This window comes from Paracoccus sediminilitoris, assembly GCF_003259195.1.
In the GTDB taxonomy this organism is placed as follows: Bacteria; Pseudomonadota; Alphaproteobacteria; order Rhodobacterales; family Rhodobacteraceae; genus Paracoccus; species Paracoccus sediminilitoris.
This window is the reverse complement of record NZ_QJPK01000001.1, coordinates 24055-39637: the sequence shown is the minus strand read 5'-3', so window position 1 is coordinate 39637 and position 15583 is coordinate 24055. Positions and strand designations below refer to the sequence as shown.

At 65.3% G+C, this 15583-nt stretch carries 8 protein-coding genes; 2 read left to right on the top strand and 6 right to left on the bottom strand.

The genetic code is table 11. From position 1 onward, the window contains the following. Window positions 1–108 precede the first annotated feature (108 nt). A complete protein-coding gene (locus DKT70_RS18600) occupies window positions 109–6441 on the top strand; it encodes a peroxidase family protein (protein ID WP_267895635.1) in 6333 nt (2110 codons plus the stop codon). Window positions 6442–6572: 131 nt separating this feature from the next. Here DKT70_RS18600 and DKT70_RS00155 read toward each other — a convergent pair whose 3' ends face one another. Beyond that, a complete protein-coding gene (locus DKT70_RS00155; protein ID WP_111557277.1) occupies window positions 6573–7460 on the bottom strand; it encodes a LysR family transcriptional regulator in 888 nt (295 codons plus the stop codon). Window positions 7461–7600: 140 nt separating this feature from the next. Here DKT70_RS00155 and ampC point away from each other — a divergent pair, with 140 nt between their 5' ends. Next, the gene (gene ampC, locus DKT70_RS00150) at window positions 7601–8752 is read left to right on the top strand and encodes a class C beta-lactamase (protein WP_111557276.1); all 1152 of its coding nucleotides are present in this window, start codon (window positions 7601–7603) and stop codon (window positions 8750–8752) included. A gap of 61 nt (window positions 8753–8813) precedes the next feature. On the opposite strand, the gene DKT70_RS00145 is transcribed toward ampC, so the two are convergent. The 5 genes from DKT70_RS00145 to nirB are packed head-to-tail and all read right to left on the bottom strand — an operon-like array spanning window position 8814 to window position 15576. Next, window positions 8814–11447, bottom strand: coding sequence for a nitrate reductase (locus DKT70_RS00145; RefSeq protein WP_233490348.1), 2634 nt, complete (start codon window positions 11445–11447; stop codon window positions 8814–8816). A gap of 9 nt (window positions 11448–11456) precedes the next feature. Further along, the gene (locus DKT70_RS00140; RefSeq protein WP_111557275.1) at window positions 11457–12302 is read right to left on the bottom strand and encodes a formate/nitrite transporter family protein; all 846 of its coding nucleotides are present in this window, start codon (window positions 12300–12302) and stop codon (window positions 11457–11459) included. Between the two features lie 37 nt (window positions 12303–12339). Beyond that, a complete protein-coding gene (gene cynS, locus DKT70_RS00135) occupies window positions 12340–12804 on the bottom strand; it encodes a cyanase (RefSeq protein ID WP_111557274.1) in 465 nt (154 codons plus the stop codon). Between the two features lie 10 nt (window positions 12805–12814). Further along, the gene (gene nirD / locus DKT70_RS00130; RefSeq protein ID WP_111557273.1) at window positions 12815–13150 is read right to left on the bottom strand and encodes a nitrite reductase small subunit NirD; all 336 of its coding nucleotides are present in this window, start codon (window positions 13148–13150) and stop codon (window positions 12815–12817) included. Further along, window positions 13147–15576, bottom strand: a complete 2430-nt coding sequence (nirB, locus tag DKT70_RS00125; protein ID WP_111557272.1) for a nitrite reductase large subunit NirB — start codon at window positions 15574–15576, stop codon at window positions 13147–13149. The genes nirD and nirB overlap by 4 nt, the downstream gene beginning before the upstream one ends. Between the last annotated feature and the right edge of the window lie 7 nt (window positions 15577–15583).

Genomic DNA, 15583 nt, shown 5'->3' with positions numbered 1-15583 from the left:
GCGACATGTATCTGGTAAATCGGCCCGCGCCGTCGCGCATTTCCATCGGCCCCGTCGCCGGAGGCTGCGCCGCCTTGCGCCCGCCTCTGGTCACGTCAGGAGATGACAATGCCGACGAGTTTTCACGTCAATGCGCACGACCTTCAGTTCATCCTCAAGCAGATCGAGGTTTCGGAGCTTCAGGCCTCGACGCCGGGGATGACGACAGTTCAGGCGATCCAAGCGGTCTATGGTGTCAGTGCGGCCGATGCGGCCCTGATGCCCGTGGGCCTGCGCACCGTTGATGGCAGCGACAACAGCCTGCTGCCCGGCACGGAAAGCAACGGGGCAGGCGACACGCTGTTCCCGCGCCTGCTGGACCCGGTCTATTCGAACGAGCAGGATGAAAATCCCTTCTTCGGCGTCGGCAACACCAATTACGGTAATAACGGCAACGTGGTGGACAGCGATCCGCGCACCATCTCGAACCTGATCGTGGATCAGACCCCGGCGAACGCGGCGGCGGTCTATGCGGCGCTGAAGGTCGCGGGGATCACCGGGGCCGACGCGAATGCCGCCGTCGCCGCCATCACCACCGCCTATCAGGCGACGCTGAACGCCAAGGGGGCGAATGCTGCCGTGCAGGCCGCCACCGAGGTCCAGGCCGAGGAGGCCGCCCAACATGGCACCGCGGCGTCCGTTCTCAGCGCGGCCATGTCGCGCGCCGACGCCCTGACCGCTGCGGGCACATTGGCCCAAATCGCGACCGACGCGGCAGAGGCCGCCGATGGCAAGCTGAACCAACTGCTGACCGACGTGGCAGACGGCGTCAATGCGTCGGCATCATTCGCGGACGCAGATGCGGCCGCTAGGTCGGCCAAGCTGGCGATTGACGCGGTCGTGTTTGCCTTGCGCGACAATCCCGTCGCCTCGGTCCAGGACATGGCCTTGGCGGCGCAGGCGCTGCTGGATGCGCTGGACCTGGCCATGGAAGACTTGGCCGATCAGGCGGCCCTGCAGGCTGCGCAGGCCGCCTATCAGGCAACACTTGGTCCAGACGGGCATGCCGCCGACAGCATCGCCGCGATCGAGGCTGCACGGCTGGAAGCGGTGGCCGATGTCGCGGCCGCCGTGATCGTGCGCGACGCGGCCCTTGCCGAACTGGACGCCGCGCAGACGGCCCTTGATGCCGCCATCGCCGCAGCCGGCACCGCAGGCACCCCCGAGCAGACCGCCGCCGCCCTGGCCAACCTGCTGGAGCAATACCACCTCAGCACCGGCCCCGAGGGTGGCCTGGTTATCGACCACGTCTCTCCGGATGTCGGGCTGACATCGCCCTTCAACAGCTTCATGACCATCTTCGGACAGTTCTTCGACCATGGTCTGGACCTGGTGAACAAGGGTGGCAACGGCACCGTCTTCATCCCGCTGCAGGCCGACGATCCGCTGATTGCGGGCGCCGACAAAGTCTTTGGCACGGATGACGATCTGCCTGCGAACCTGCGTTTCATGGCGCTGACCCGCGCGACGCCCGTCGTGGACGAAAACGGGATCGAGCAGCACACCAATGCCACGACCGCCTTCGTGGACCAGAACCAGACCTATACCTCGCATGCCTCGCACCAGGTCTTCCTGCGCGAGCAGGTCCGCATGGAGGTCGATGGCGTCACCCGCGCCTATTCCACCGGCCATCTGCTGGATGCGCGGACCGAAACCGGTTCGCTGGACGGAGCGGTCGGCAACTGGGCCGACGTCAAGGCGCAGGCGCTGTCAGTGCTGGGCATCCGGTTGCAGGACATGGATGTCCATCGCGTGCCGCTGCTGCTGACGGATGCCTATGGCAACCTGATCACCGGGCCGAACGGCTATGCCCAGATGGTCATGGAGCCTGACGCCGACCATCCCGAACCCTGGTTGCGCGAAGGCACCGCCGAAGGGATCACCACCGCGGGCAGCATGGCGGCCGGGCCGGCCTTCCTGGTCGACATCGCCCATCACGCCGCGCCCAGTGCCGGGATGATCCCGGATGCCGACACCGTGACCGGGGACGAACACAATCCCAACACATATGACGACGAGATGCTGGAGCTGCATATCGTTTCGGGCGACGGGCGCGGAAACGAGAACATCGCGCTGCAATCGCTGCACTCGATCTTCCATTCCGAACACAACCGCATGATCGAGGAGAACAAGCACACCATTCTGGAGACGAACGACCTGTCGTTCATCAACGAATGGCTGCTGGTGCCCCTGGCCGAGGGGACGAACCTGTCGACCATCGATCCCGATGAGCTGGTCTGGAACGGCGACCGGATGTTCCAGGCCGCGCGCTTCAGCACCGAAATGCAGTATCAGCACATGGTGTTCGAGGAATTCGCACGCCGCATCGCGCCGGGCGTCGATCCCTTCGTCTTTACCAACTCGGCCGATATCGACGCCTCGATCGTGGCGGAATTCGCCCATGTGGTCTATCGCTTCGGGCATTCGATGCTGACCGATACCGTGGACCGCCTGGGGGCCGACCTGCTGCCGGTGAACGGCGACGAAGAGCAGATGTCGCTGATCGAGGCCTTCCTGAACCCCGAGGCCTTCACCGGCTCGGGCGCGACTCTGGACGAGGCGCAGGCGGCCCTCATCCGCGGCCTGACCTCGGATGTGGGCAGCGAGATCGACGAATTCGTCGTCCCCGCCCTGCGCAGCAACCTGCTGGGCCTGCCCCTTGACCTGGCGGCACTGAACATCGCCCGGGCGCGGGAAACCGGCGTGCCGTCGCTGAATGAAACACGCGCGCAGCTGTATAATGATTTCGGCCTGCCGGACCTGAAGCCCTATGCCAGCTGGGCCGAATTCACCCAATATCTGAAGAACCCGTTCTCGATCGCGAACTTCATCGCGGCCTATGGCAACCATGAATCGATCGAAACCGCCACGACCCTGGCCGACAAGCGCGCGGCCGCCACCCTGCTGCTGTTCGGTGACGGCACCAACAACGACGGCGTGACCATCCGCGGCGTGACCTATACCAACGAGGATCGGCTGAACTTCCTCAACGGGCGCGGCGGCTATGGCGCAGGCAACGACCGGGGCGGATTGGACAATGTCGACATGTGGATCGGCGGCCTGGCCGAAAAGGTGACGGAATTCGGCGGCATGCTGGGCACCACCTTCGGCTTCATCTTCGAATACCAGATGGAGCAGCTGCAGAACGGCGACCGCTTCTATTACCTGTCGCGGACCCAGGGTCTGAATCTGCTGGACGCGCTGGAGGCGAACACCTTCGCCGATATCGTAATGCGCAATTCGGCCCTGAGCGATGTCTATGCCACGCATATCAACGCCAACCTGTTCCTGACCCCGGACATGATCCTGGAACTGGACCGGGCCATCGCGCAGCGTGACTATAACGGCGACGCTGAGGGTCTTGATCCGGTCTGGGACGATCCGCTGCTGCAGCAGCTTGATCCCAAGGTGATCCGGGTGGATTCCGGCGTCACGGACGGCAATGGCCACCAGGTGGGCGGCGCGCTGCATTTCCGCGGCGGCGAACATGTCGTGCTGGGCGGTACCGAAGGCAATGACACGCTGACCTCGGACCTGGGCGACGACGCGCTCTGGGGAGATGGCGGTGACGACTATCTGAACGGCGGTGCCGGTGCCGACCAGGTCTTTGGCGGCGACGGCAACGACATCATCGAGGACACCTTCGGCGACAACTTCCTGCGCGGAGAGCGTGGCCATGACGTCATCTCGTCGTCCCGAGGCATCAACCTGCTGTTCGGCGGCGAGGGCCAGGACGCGTTGCTGATCGGCCAGGACGCGGGCGAGGGCTTCGGCGGCGAGGGCAACGACTTCATCCTGGGCGGTTCGGGTGGCGACAACCTGCTGGGCAACGAGGGCAACGACTGGATCGAGGGCGGCGAGGGTTTCGACGTCATCTCGGGCGACAACTCCGAGCTGTTCTTCAACTCGACCATCATTGGCCATGACGTGGCCTGGGGGCAGGGCAACGACCAGGATTATGACCTGGAATCGGGCGACGACATCGCCCTTTCGGGTATCGGCGTCCAGCGCTTTGAAGGGATGTTCGGCTTTGACTGGGCCAGCGGCAAATACGACGTGGCGGGGGTGAACTGGGACTTCAATATCCCGATCTTCACCTCGGTCCCTGCCGAGATCCTGCGCGACCGCTTCGACCTGATGGAGGCCATGTCCGGCTGGAAGCATGACGACATCATGCTGGGCGACAACCGTGGGACGACCATCGGCGATCTCGACCCCAATGCCAGCTTCGACGAACATGTCCTTGACGCCGCCGGCATCGACCGGATCGAGGGTCTGCGGGCCTGGTTCGACGGTGCGTTGGAAACCTTGGGCGGACCGGGTGCGACCAGCTTCCGGGACGGCAACATCATCATGGGCGGCGGGGGTTCCGACCGGATGATGGGGCGCGGCGGGTTTGACGTCATCGACGGTGACGCCTGGCTGAACGTGCGCATCCGCATCATGGTTGACGGCGTCGAGTATTCGGCGGAATCGCTGAACAGCTCGCGGGCGGCGGCGGGTCAGTACGCAGGGCGCGTCTATGCCGTGGGTCCCGATGGACAGCCGGACTTCTCGGTCGCGGCCTTCGGGGGACGGTCCCTGACCTCGCTGCTGCTGGACCGGTCGATCAGACCCGACCAGATGTCCATCGTCCGCGAAATCCTCAGCTCGGACCCCGGCAGCGCACGGGACACGGCGGTCTTTGCCGGTAATTTCGCCGAATACGAGATCGAGGGCCGCGGCGTGCAGCTGCCCGGCAGCCTGCTGATCCAGGCGGCTTATGACGTGGATGGCGACGGGTTCATCTCGGTCCGCGACCTGGGCGGTGACGGACGGGTGGCCTTCGACGATATCGACCTGATCCGCAACATCGAGGATCTGGAATTCGCCGACCAGACCGTGTCGATCGACACGCCAATCGGCATCAACGTCAACCTTGCGTTGCAGGTGGATGCGGCGCCTGCCTCGCTGCCCGCGAACGGGTCGACCATCGGCATCGTTACGGCCCAGGGCGTGCCCGGCACCTTTGCACTGGCCGCAGGGAGCAGCGCCTTGTTCAGCCTGGCCGCCGACGGCACGCTGGCCATGGCCGGGACCCTGGGCGCCAACCAGACCCACCAGCTGGACCTGACCTTCACCACCGCCGGCGTCAGCCGGACCGAACGGCTGCAGGTCGTGACCGGCACCAACGCGGCCAATATCATCGCCGGATCGGCGGGTGACGACCTTGTCTATGGCATGGGCGGCATCGATATCCTGGCCGGCAATGACGGCGACGACGTCCTGTTCGGCCAGGCCAGCAATGACCAGCTGAGCGGTGGCAACGGACGCGACATCCTGGTCGGCGGACGCAACAACGACCAGATCCAGGGCGGTGCGGGCGACGACCTGATCCTGTTCGCCTGGGGTGACGGGAACGACGCCGTCGACGGCGGCGACGGCATCGACCGTCTGCGCATCGACGGCACCACCGCGAACCAGACGCTGACCGCGTCCTGGGACGGCACGGCGCTGACGTCGCTGACCGGCTTCACCTCGATCACTTCTGTCGAACAGATCCATGTCGATCTGGCCGGCAGTTCCGACACCCTGGCCTATTCAGTCGGATCGGCGGGCGTGGTGGTCGATCTGGGGGCGGGCACGGCGTCGGGCTTCACTTCGGTCGCCAACATCGCCAACGTGCGGGGCGGCAACGGGGCGGATGTGCTGACCGGCAATGCTTCGGCGAACGTGCTGAATGCGGGCGGCGGGGACGACTTCTTCGTCGCACGGGTCGATGATGCCAGCGACCTCTATACCGGCGGGGCGGGCTTCGACACGCTGGACCTGACGGCCTATGCGTCGGACCTGTCGGTCGACCTGTCCTTCGCGACCTCCACGATCACGGGGACCGGCACGACGGCGGCACTGTCCGACCGGGTTCAGCAGGTCGAGGCGCTGATCATGGGCGCCGGTGACGATCTTGCCTTCGGCAACAACTCGGGGAACCGGTTGCAGGGCGGTTCGGGCAACGACACGATGGCCGGGGTGAACGGCAACGACACGCTGGAGGGCGGCAACGGCAACGACATGCTGATCGGCGGCGCCGGGCTGGATATTTTGACCGGGGGCCTGGGCGACGACACCTTCGTCTTTGCCACCACGTCCCACAGCTCGCTTGCGGCGTCCGATGTCATCACCGATTTCGGCCAGGCGGGCGCGCCGGGCGGCGATATCATCGATATCGGCGACATGGCCGGGCTGACCTTCCTGTTCCTGGGATCGCAGGCCTTTGCATCCGGGGGAACGAACCAGGTGCGGGTCTTCAACGACGGGGTCGATACCTTCGTGCAGATTGATACCGACAACGACACGGCCGCCGAGGCTCAGATCCGCATCCTGGGTCTGCATGATCTGGGGGCATCCGACTTCGTCTTCTGATCGCTGATCCGCAAGGCGGACAGGATGCTCCGCCGCTGACAAGTCCCAAGCCGGTTTCCCAAAACGGAGACCGGCTTGTGGCATTTTCGGAGGCCTGTCCTTAAAGAACCCGCGACCCCGTCAGCGATGCGTCAAGGTTCTTCCGCACGGGATGCGGCCACCGTTTCGGTCAGCCAGGTGCGGAAACAGCGCATGCCTTGGGTTTCGGTCCGGGTCTGCGGCCAGGTCAGCCAATAGCTGCCCATGTCGACCGCATGGTCGAAGGGACGCGCCAAGCGCCCGCCATCCATCCAGTGCCGGAAAAGACTGTGCGGCAAAAGGGCGACGCCATGGCCCTGGGCGGCCATCTCGGCAAGTGCCAGCGAACTGTCAAGCGTCGGGCCGCGCAGTTTCGGATAGCTGAGGCCGACCCCCTCGAACCAACGCTCCCATTCAAGGCCGCGATAGGATCGCAGCAGACAGGTCGCGGCCAGATCCTCCGGCTTGGTCAGCCTTGCGGCAAGGTCGGGCGCGCAGATCGGTGTCAGCGGGGCCGGCATGATCAGGCAGGAGGCCGTTCCATGCCACGAGCCGTCCCCGAAGCGGATCGCAAGATCAAGCCCTTCGCCCATCAGCGTCACGCGGTTGTTGTTGGTGAAGATCCGCAGATCGACACCGGGATGGGCCGCCTCGAAAGCCGCAAGGCGCGGGATCAACCAGCCCGTCGCGAAGGTGCCAACGACACCGACATTCAGCGATTCATGGTATCGCCCGTCGGAAAACCGGTCCAGCGTATCCCCGATGCTGTCCAGCGCCCGGGTCAGGACGGGCGCAAGGGCCATCCCTTCGTCGGTCAGCACCAGCCCGCGCGGCACCCTGCGGAACAGGGCGACGCCCAGCCGGTCCTCCAGGTTGCGGATCTGGTGACTGAGGGCGGCCTGGGTCACGCAAAGTTCGACGGCGGCATGGGTCAGCGTCAGATGCCGTGCCGCAGCCTCGAAGGCGCGCAGGGCATTCAGTGGGATGTTCGGACGGTCCATGCAGATCCATCACATTTTCTCAACGCAGGGACAAGAAATGATCTTTTGCAGGGGGAAATGCCGCTCGCTAAGCCTGGGCCAGCAAATGTAACTCAACACGGGCGCGCGGCGGGCGCGTTTCGTCACAGGCGGGACATCCCATGAAAACCATCATTCACTGCTGTGTCGCGGCCTTGTTCTGTGGGGCGCCGGCGCTGGCTGCTCCGTTGTCGGGCCAAGCGTTCCAGCGTCTTGCCGAAACGGTCTTCGACCCCGTCACCGCAGCCCATGACATTCCGGGCATCGCCGTCGGGGTGACCTATCGCGGCAAGACATATGTCCATACCGATGGTCTTGCGGTGCGCGATCCGGCGCAGCCGGTCACGGTCGAGACGCTGTTCGAGCTGGGTTCCGTCAGCAAGCTTTTCACCGCTGCCTTGGCAGGGTTGGCGCAGGAAAGAGGCCTTCTTTCGCTGGACGGCCCCGTGTCGACGGCCATGCCTGCGCTTGGGGGCAGCGCGTTTGACACAATCACCCTTTATGACCTTGCCGCCCATGCGACCGGCGGGCTGCCGCTGCAGGTGCCGGACCAGATCACGAATGATGCCACGCTGACCAAGTGGCTTGCGGCCTGGCGTCCGGATGTCGATCCCGCCGGCGTCCGGTCATATTCCAACCTCGGCATCGGGCTGCTGGGGCGGATCACCGCGCAAGCCTACGGCAGCGATTTTGAAACCGCTCTGACCACCCGCCTGCTGCCGCCGCTTGGCCTGAAGGACACCCATGTCACGGTGCCGCAAGACGCCATGTCGCGCTATGCCTTCGGCTATGACCGTTCGGATGACCGCCCGATCCGGGTGAATCCCGGCATGCTGGACGCCGAGGCCTATGGGGTGAAATCTTCCGTTTCGGACATGATCCTGTTCCTGGAAGCCCAGCTGGGCGCCACCCACGCCACGCCCGAGGTGACCGCCGCCTTGGCGCAGACCCGCGACGCGCGCTATGACACGGCCCATTTCGCGCAGGCGATGATCTGGGAGGAATATCCCTGGCCCGTCACCGCCGAACAACTGGCCGCAGGCAACAGCAGTGCGATGGCGCTTGATCCGCAACCGCTTGAGCGGCGCATTACACCGTTGGACGGCGCGGTCTTTCTCAACAAGACCGGGTCCACGAACGGCTTTGGCGCCTATGTGGCCATGGTTCCGTCCGAAAGGATCGGGGTGGTGGTGCTGGCCAATCGCAACTATCCCAACGCCGTGCGGGCCGAAGCAGCGCTGGACCTGATCACCGGCATCCTGGATCATGACTGAACCCGGTCGGGATGGCGCGGAACCGGCACTGCCATGTCGGGTCCCGTTTCAGGGGGCATGGCTATCCGGGAACCGGCGTCAATGCCGGCTTGGTCCCGGCCTGAACGATCAGCGCCTTGATCTCTGGTCGGCATGAGCCGCAATTCGCACCGGCGCCCAAGGCCTTGCCGACGTCATCGACAGAAAGCAGGTTCTGCGTCGTGATCGCCGTGATCAGGCGGTTGATCCCGATGCCGGTACAGGCGCAGATGGTCGCGCCCTCGTCCTGCCGGCCCATGGCCGGGCGGCCCGCCAACAGCGATGCATCGACATCCTGCCCCAGGCATTGCGCCAGATGGCTGCGCGACACTGCGACGGGGTCTTCGGAGACGAACAGCACGGCCATCAGGCGATCATCCGCGACAAAGCCAAGCCTGACGATCCCCCGCCGGTCGTCGCGGACGATCATCGGCGTGGTCGCGATCCCGAACAGGCGCTGTCCTGCCGCGACCCAATCGTCGGGCAGGGTCAATCCGGCCAGCTCGGCCTGATGACCGCCGGTCAGCGTGGCGGTGGCCCAATATTCGGATGTGGGTCTGATCGGTTGGCGCGAAACCGCAAAGCCGTACCATCTGGCGGCGAAGGGCGCGATCGAGACAGTCGTGAATTTCAGCGCAGGCTGACCCGACAGCGTATCCACGATGGCTTCGGTCAGGCCATTGACGCGGCCGGAGGCGGCGTTCTGATCGCTCCAATGAATCGGCGCGAAGGGATGGCCCGGCGCGGCGCGGTCGGTGACCAGGACACGCAGGACAACCTCGCCGCGCGGCGTGGTCACGCGGGCAAAGCTGGCGGGGGCAAGGCCCAGGCATTCCGCATCGCCGGGGTGAATTTCCAGATAGGGTTCGGCCATGTGGCGCGACAGCCGCGGTGCGGTGCCGGTGCGCGTCATGCTGTGCCATTGATCGCGCACCCGCCCGGTGTTCAGCCGAAAGGGAAGGGCGGGCGTCACCGGATGTGGCAAGCGTGGGGCGACGGCCACCATGCGGCCCCGCCCCGTCGGCGTGTGATAGGTGCCGTCCCCGAAGAAACGCTGATCTTGCCGTGGGCCGGCGCTTGGCCAGACGAATGGGGTCATCGCGTCGTAATCGGGGCGGCTGATCGCCGCGCGGTCGGAAATGTCGAAATCGCTGCCCAAACGACCGGCCAGGCCCGAAAGCGCCGCATATTCCGCGAAGATCTGGGAGGGGTGCGACCAGCCGAAGGCGTCTTGCCATCCCATCCGCCGCGCCACATCCGCAAGGATGCGCCAGTCGTCGCGGGCCTGGCCTGCCGGGGCCAGGGTCGGGCGCTGGCGGCTGATCCGCCGTTCGGAATTCGTGACCGTGCCGTCCTTTTCCCCCCATCCCGTCGCGGGCAGCAGGACATCCGCCAGGCGCGTCGTATCGGTCTGCGACACGATGTCCGACACGACGATGAAATCGCAGCCAGCTATGGCGCGGGCGACGCGGTCGGCATCCGGCATGGACATGGCGGGATTGGTGCCGATGATCCACAACGCCTTGATGCGGCCATCCTCGATGGCGCGGAACATGTCGACGGCCTTCAGACCCGGCGCCTTTGGCATCATGGGGGCGTTCCAGAAGCCCTGTACCGCCCGCCGGTGATCGTGATTTTCGATCTCCAGATGGCAGGCCAGCATGTTGGCCATGCCGCCGACCTCTCGGCCACCCATGGCATTGGGTTGCCCGGTGACCGAAAACGGTCCCATCCCGGGCCGTCCGATGCGGCCCGTCGCCATGTGGCAGTTCAGGATGGCGTTGACCTTGTCCGTACCGCTGTCGGATTGGTTGATGCCTTGGGAATAGACGGTTACGACCTTGTCGCTGTCGCACCACAGGTCGAAAAATCGGCGCAGGTCATCGGCGGACAGCCCCGTCATCGCCGCGTCGGTCGCGCGGGCCGATGCCAGCGCGTCGTCCAGCCCGTCCACGCACCCGCTGTCGGTCAAACCCCGACGCGCCGCCTCGGCCAGCAGCAGGTTGAAGAGGACGGCGTCCGATCCGGGCCGCACGCGCAGGTGCAGATCGGCGATCTGGCAGGTGGCGGTGCGTCGCGGGTCGATGACGATGACCCTGGTGCCCCGCGCCTCGCGGGCGGCGGCAAGACGCTGGAACAGGACGGGATGGCACCATGCCAAGTTCGAACCGACAAGGACGACGCAATCCGCCTGCTCCAGATCCTCGTAGAGGCCCGGCACCGTGTCGCTGCCGAAGGCGCGCCGGTGGCCTGCCACCGATGACGCCATGCACAGCCTGGAATTCGTGTCGATATTGGCGCTGCCGATGAACCCCTTCATCAGCTTGTTGGCGACGTAGTAGTCTTCGGTCAGCAACTGGCCCGAAACGTAGAAGGCGACCGCATCGGGGCCGTGGCTTTCGATGGTCGCGCTGAACCGCTGCGCGACCAGGTCCAGCGCCTCGTCCCATTCCGCGCGGCGTCCCCCGATCTGGGGTGTCATCAGGCGACCGGCGGGGCCGACAGTCTCTCCAAGCGCCATGCCCTTGACGCAAAGGCGCCCGAAATTGGCCGGATGGTCCGGATCGCCCTGGATCGCCAGGCCGCCGTCAGGCTGGGGCGTGGCCAGCACACCGCAGCCAACGCCGCAATAGGGACAGGTCGTCCGGACAGGGCGGGCGGCAGCGTGCATGTTCATGGCCGTTCCTTATTCTGCCGGGACTGCGACGGGGCGGTCGTCGGTCATGCGCTCAAGCTCGGGCGAGGTGCGGTGGTGGGTGGCATAGATCATCGCGCCCACGAAGGTCAGCCCGCCCACCAGGTTGCCGATGACGGTCGGGATCTCGTTCCAGATCAGATAGTCCATGATGGTGAAGTTGCCGCCCAGCAGCAGGCCCGCCGGGAACAGGAACATGTTCACGATTGAATGTTCGAAGCCCATGTAGAAGAACACTAGGATCGGCATCCACATGGCCATGATCTTGCCCGACACGCTGGTCGACATCATCGCGGCGACGACGCCGGTGGACACCATCCAGTTGCACATGACGGCGCGCACGAACAGCGTCAGCATGCCCGCCGCCCCATGTGCCGCATAGCCGATGGTGCGGCCTTCGCCGATATGGCCGATCTTCTCGCCGACCGCATTCGGGGCCTCGGACCAGCCGAATGTGACGATGATCGCCATGAAGACCGCGACGGTGAAGGCGCCCGCGAAATTGCCGCAGAAGACAAGGCCCCAGTTGCGCAGCATTCCCTTGACCGTGACGCCGCGCCGCTTGTCGATCAAGGCCAGGGGCACCAGCGTGAAGACCCCGGTCAGCAGGTCGAAGCCCAGCAGATAGAGCATGCAGAAGCCCACGGGGAACAGCAGCGCCCCGATCAGGGGATTGCCGGTGTTCACCGTGACGGTGACGGCGAATGCCGCCGCCAGGGCCAGGATCGCGCCGGCCATATAGGCGCGGATCAGCGTGTCCTTGGTCGACATGAAGACCTTGGCCTCGCCGGCGTCGATCATCTTTTTCGCGAAATCCGATGGGGTGACGTATGACATTGGGATCGTCCTTGCTGAGAGGGGGCCGGGGCGGCCGTTACCAGTTGGCGTAAGGCAGGTACTTGCCCGACATGGTCAGGCGGACGCGGTCGCCCTTGGGATGGGGTTCACGTTCGAGATGCATCGAGAAGTCGATGGCCGACATGATGCCGTTGCCGAATTCCTCGTTGATCAGCGCCTTGACGGTCGGGCCGTAGACGCCGACGATCTCGTACAGGCGATAGATGCAGGGATCGGTGGGAACGGCCTGGTCCCAGACCTTCAGCGGGCTGTCGGTCAGCGGTTCGATCACGCTGTCGGGCAGACCCAGCAGCGCGGCCAGAGCCCGCGCCTTCTCCTCGGGAAAGCCGTTCATGCCGGTGGCGGCGGAATGCAGCCATACGGGCGACATGCCGATCGCGTCGGCCAGCTGCTGCCAGCTTTGGCCGGCGCGCTTCTTGGCGCGCAGGATCATCGCGGTGGCATCGTCGCGGGTGGTTTCGTCGATGGTGATCTTGTTCATGGTGGTCCTTTCAGGCGGCTTGATGGCGGGAGAGAAGATCGGCCGAGATCAGCACCCGGCCATTGCTGACCGTGACCGGCCAGGTGCGGACGGCACCTTCGTCGGTGCCTTGCGCGGTGCCGGTGTTCAGATCGAAGACCCAGTTGTGCAGCGGGCAGGTCACCTGGTGGCCATGCACGATACCTTCCGACAGGGGGCCGCCCTTGTGCGGACAGCGGTCGTCCAGCGCGAAGACGCTGTCATCTGCGGTGCGGAACACGGCGACGCATCCCGCGGCGGTGCGGATCAGGCGTGCGCCTTGCCGGGGAATGTCCTCCAGCGATGCGAGATCAATGAAACGGGTCATTCGGCGGCCTCCAGGGTCAGGTCGGCAAGGGGCCCCCATTTGGGCGTCTCGGCTGGGGTGGACAGGTCGGCCCAGGGGTCGCGGCGATAGACGGACTGGCTGATCTCGAACCGCTCGACCAGGCGTCGGCGATTGGGCAGGTCGTCGACGACGCGGGCCGTCACCCAGTCCAGGCCCACCTTGGCGACCCATTTCCACGCGCGATCAAGATATTTGGCCTCTTCGCGGTAAAGCTGCACGAAGGCGGTGATGATCTCGACCGCTTCGTCCTCGGAAGGCGTCGAGGCAAGATGTTCGGTCTCTTTCACCTCCATCCCCGCCGCGCCGGCGACACTGATGTTGAAGCCGCTGTCGACGCAGACGATGCCGACATCCTTGCAGGTCGCCTCGGCGCAGTTGCGCGGGCAGCCGGACACGCCCAGCTTGACCTTGTGCGGTGTCCATGACCCCCACAGCAGCTTTTCCAGCCTGATGCCCAACCCGGTCGAATCCTGCGTGCCAAAGCGGCAGAATTCGCTGCCGACGCAGGTCTTCACGGTGCGCAGGCCCTTGGAATAGGCGTGGCCGGATACCAGCCCGGCGGCGTTCAGATCGGCCCACATATGGGGCAGATCCTCCTTGCGGACGCCCAGAAGGTCGATGCGCTGGCCACCAGTCACCTTGACCATCGGCACGTCATACTTGTCGGCCGCATCGGCGATGGCGCGCAGTTCGGCAGGCGTGGTGACGCCGCCCCACATGCGCGGGACGACCGAATAGGTGCCGTCCTTCTGGATGTTGGCATGGTTGCGTTCGTTGACGAAGCGCGACTGTCGGTCGTCCTGGTATTCCAGCGGCCATTCGGCCAGCAGGTAGAAGTTCAGGGCCGGGCGGCAGGAATGGCAGCCGCCGACGGTTTTCCACCCAAGATCCTGCATGACGGCGGGAATGGACCTGAGGCCCATCGACTTGATCAGTCGGCGCACGTCCTCGTGGCTGTGATCGGTGCATTTGCACATGCCGGCGGGGGCGTTGACGACGGTGTTGCCAAGGGTCAGCGCCATGACCTGTTCCACCAGCCCGGTGCAGGTGCCGCAGGATGCGCTGGCCTTGGTGCATCCGCGCACCGCATCCAGCGTGGTCGCGCCGTTCCGGACAGCCTCGGCGATGGTTCCCTTGCAGACGCCGTTGCAGCCGCAGATCTCCGCCTCAGGCGGCAAGGCTGCAACGGCCGCCATAGGGTCCGGTGCGGCACCCCCCTGAAAGGCCGGGCCGAAGATCAGGGTGTCGCGCATGTCGGCGATATTGGTGCCGTCCTTCATCAGGCCATAGAACCAGTTGCCGTCGGCGGTGTCGCCATACATGACCACGCCGATGATCCGGTCGTCCTGCAGGACCAGCCGCTTGTAGATGCCGCGTCCGGGATCGCGGAAGACGATGTCCTCGCGCCCCTCGCCTTCGGCGAAATCGCCCGCGCTGAACAGGTCGCAGCCGGTGACCTTCAGCTTGGTCGCGGTCTGGACGGGGCGGAATTCGGCGGGTTGATCGCCAAGGGTCTTGGCCAGGACCTTGGCTTGGTCGTAAAGCGGCGCGACCAGGCCGAACAGCTGTCCGCGATGCTCCACGCATTCGCCAAGTGCGAAGATATGCGGATCGCTGGTGCGCAGCGCGTCGTCGACGACGATGCCGCGCTCGACCTCAAGATGCGCATCGACGGCGACGCGGGTTTCCGGGCGGATGCCCACGGCCATGCAGACCAGATCGGCGGGATGGACAGTGCCGTCTTCCAGCAGCACGGCCTCGGCCCGGTCCTTGCCCAGGATCGCCTTGGTGGCGCCCTTGCAATGGACGGTGATGCCGCGACGCTCGAGGTCCTTTTGCAGCAAGTATCCCGCCGCAGGGTCCAGCTGACGTTCCATCAGGTGATCCATCAGGTGGATCACGGTGACGCGGGCGCCCTGTGCGGCCATGCCCGCTGCAGCCTCCAATCCCAGAAGGCCGCCGCCGATCACGACGGCATCCTTGCCGGCGGTCGCCATCATCGCCTGCGTGTCTTCCAGATCGCGATAGGCGACGACGCCGGGCAGATCCTTGCCGGGGACGGGGATGATGAAGGGCGCGGACCCCGTGGCAATCACCAGCGCGTCATATTCCGCGCTGCTTTGGTTGGAATGAACGACGCGCGCGTCGCGGTCGATGCGGATGACAGGCTGGCCAAAGCGGCAATCGACGCCGTGGGCCGCGTACCAGTCGGCATCATGCGTGACGATCTGGTCATAGGTCTTTTCCCCCGACAGGACCGGCGACAGCATCAGCCGGTTGTAGTTGCCGCGCGGTTCCGCGTTGAAAAGGGTGACTTCCCACGCGTCGGGCACGGTTTCGAACAGGTGTTCCAGCAGGCGGCCAGAGGCCATGCCGGCGCCGATGACGACAAGTTTCTTTTTCATGGGCTGT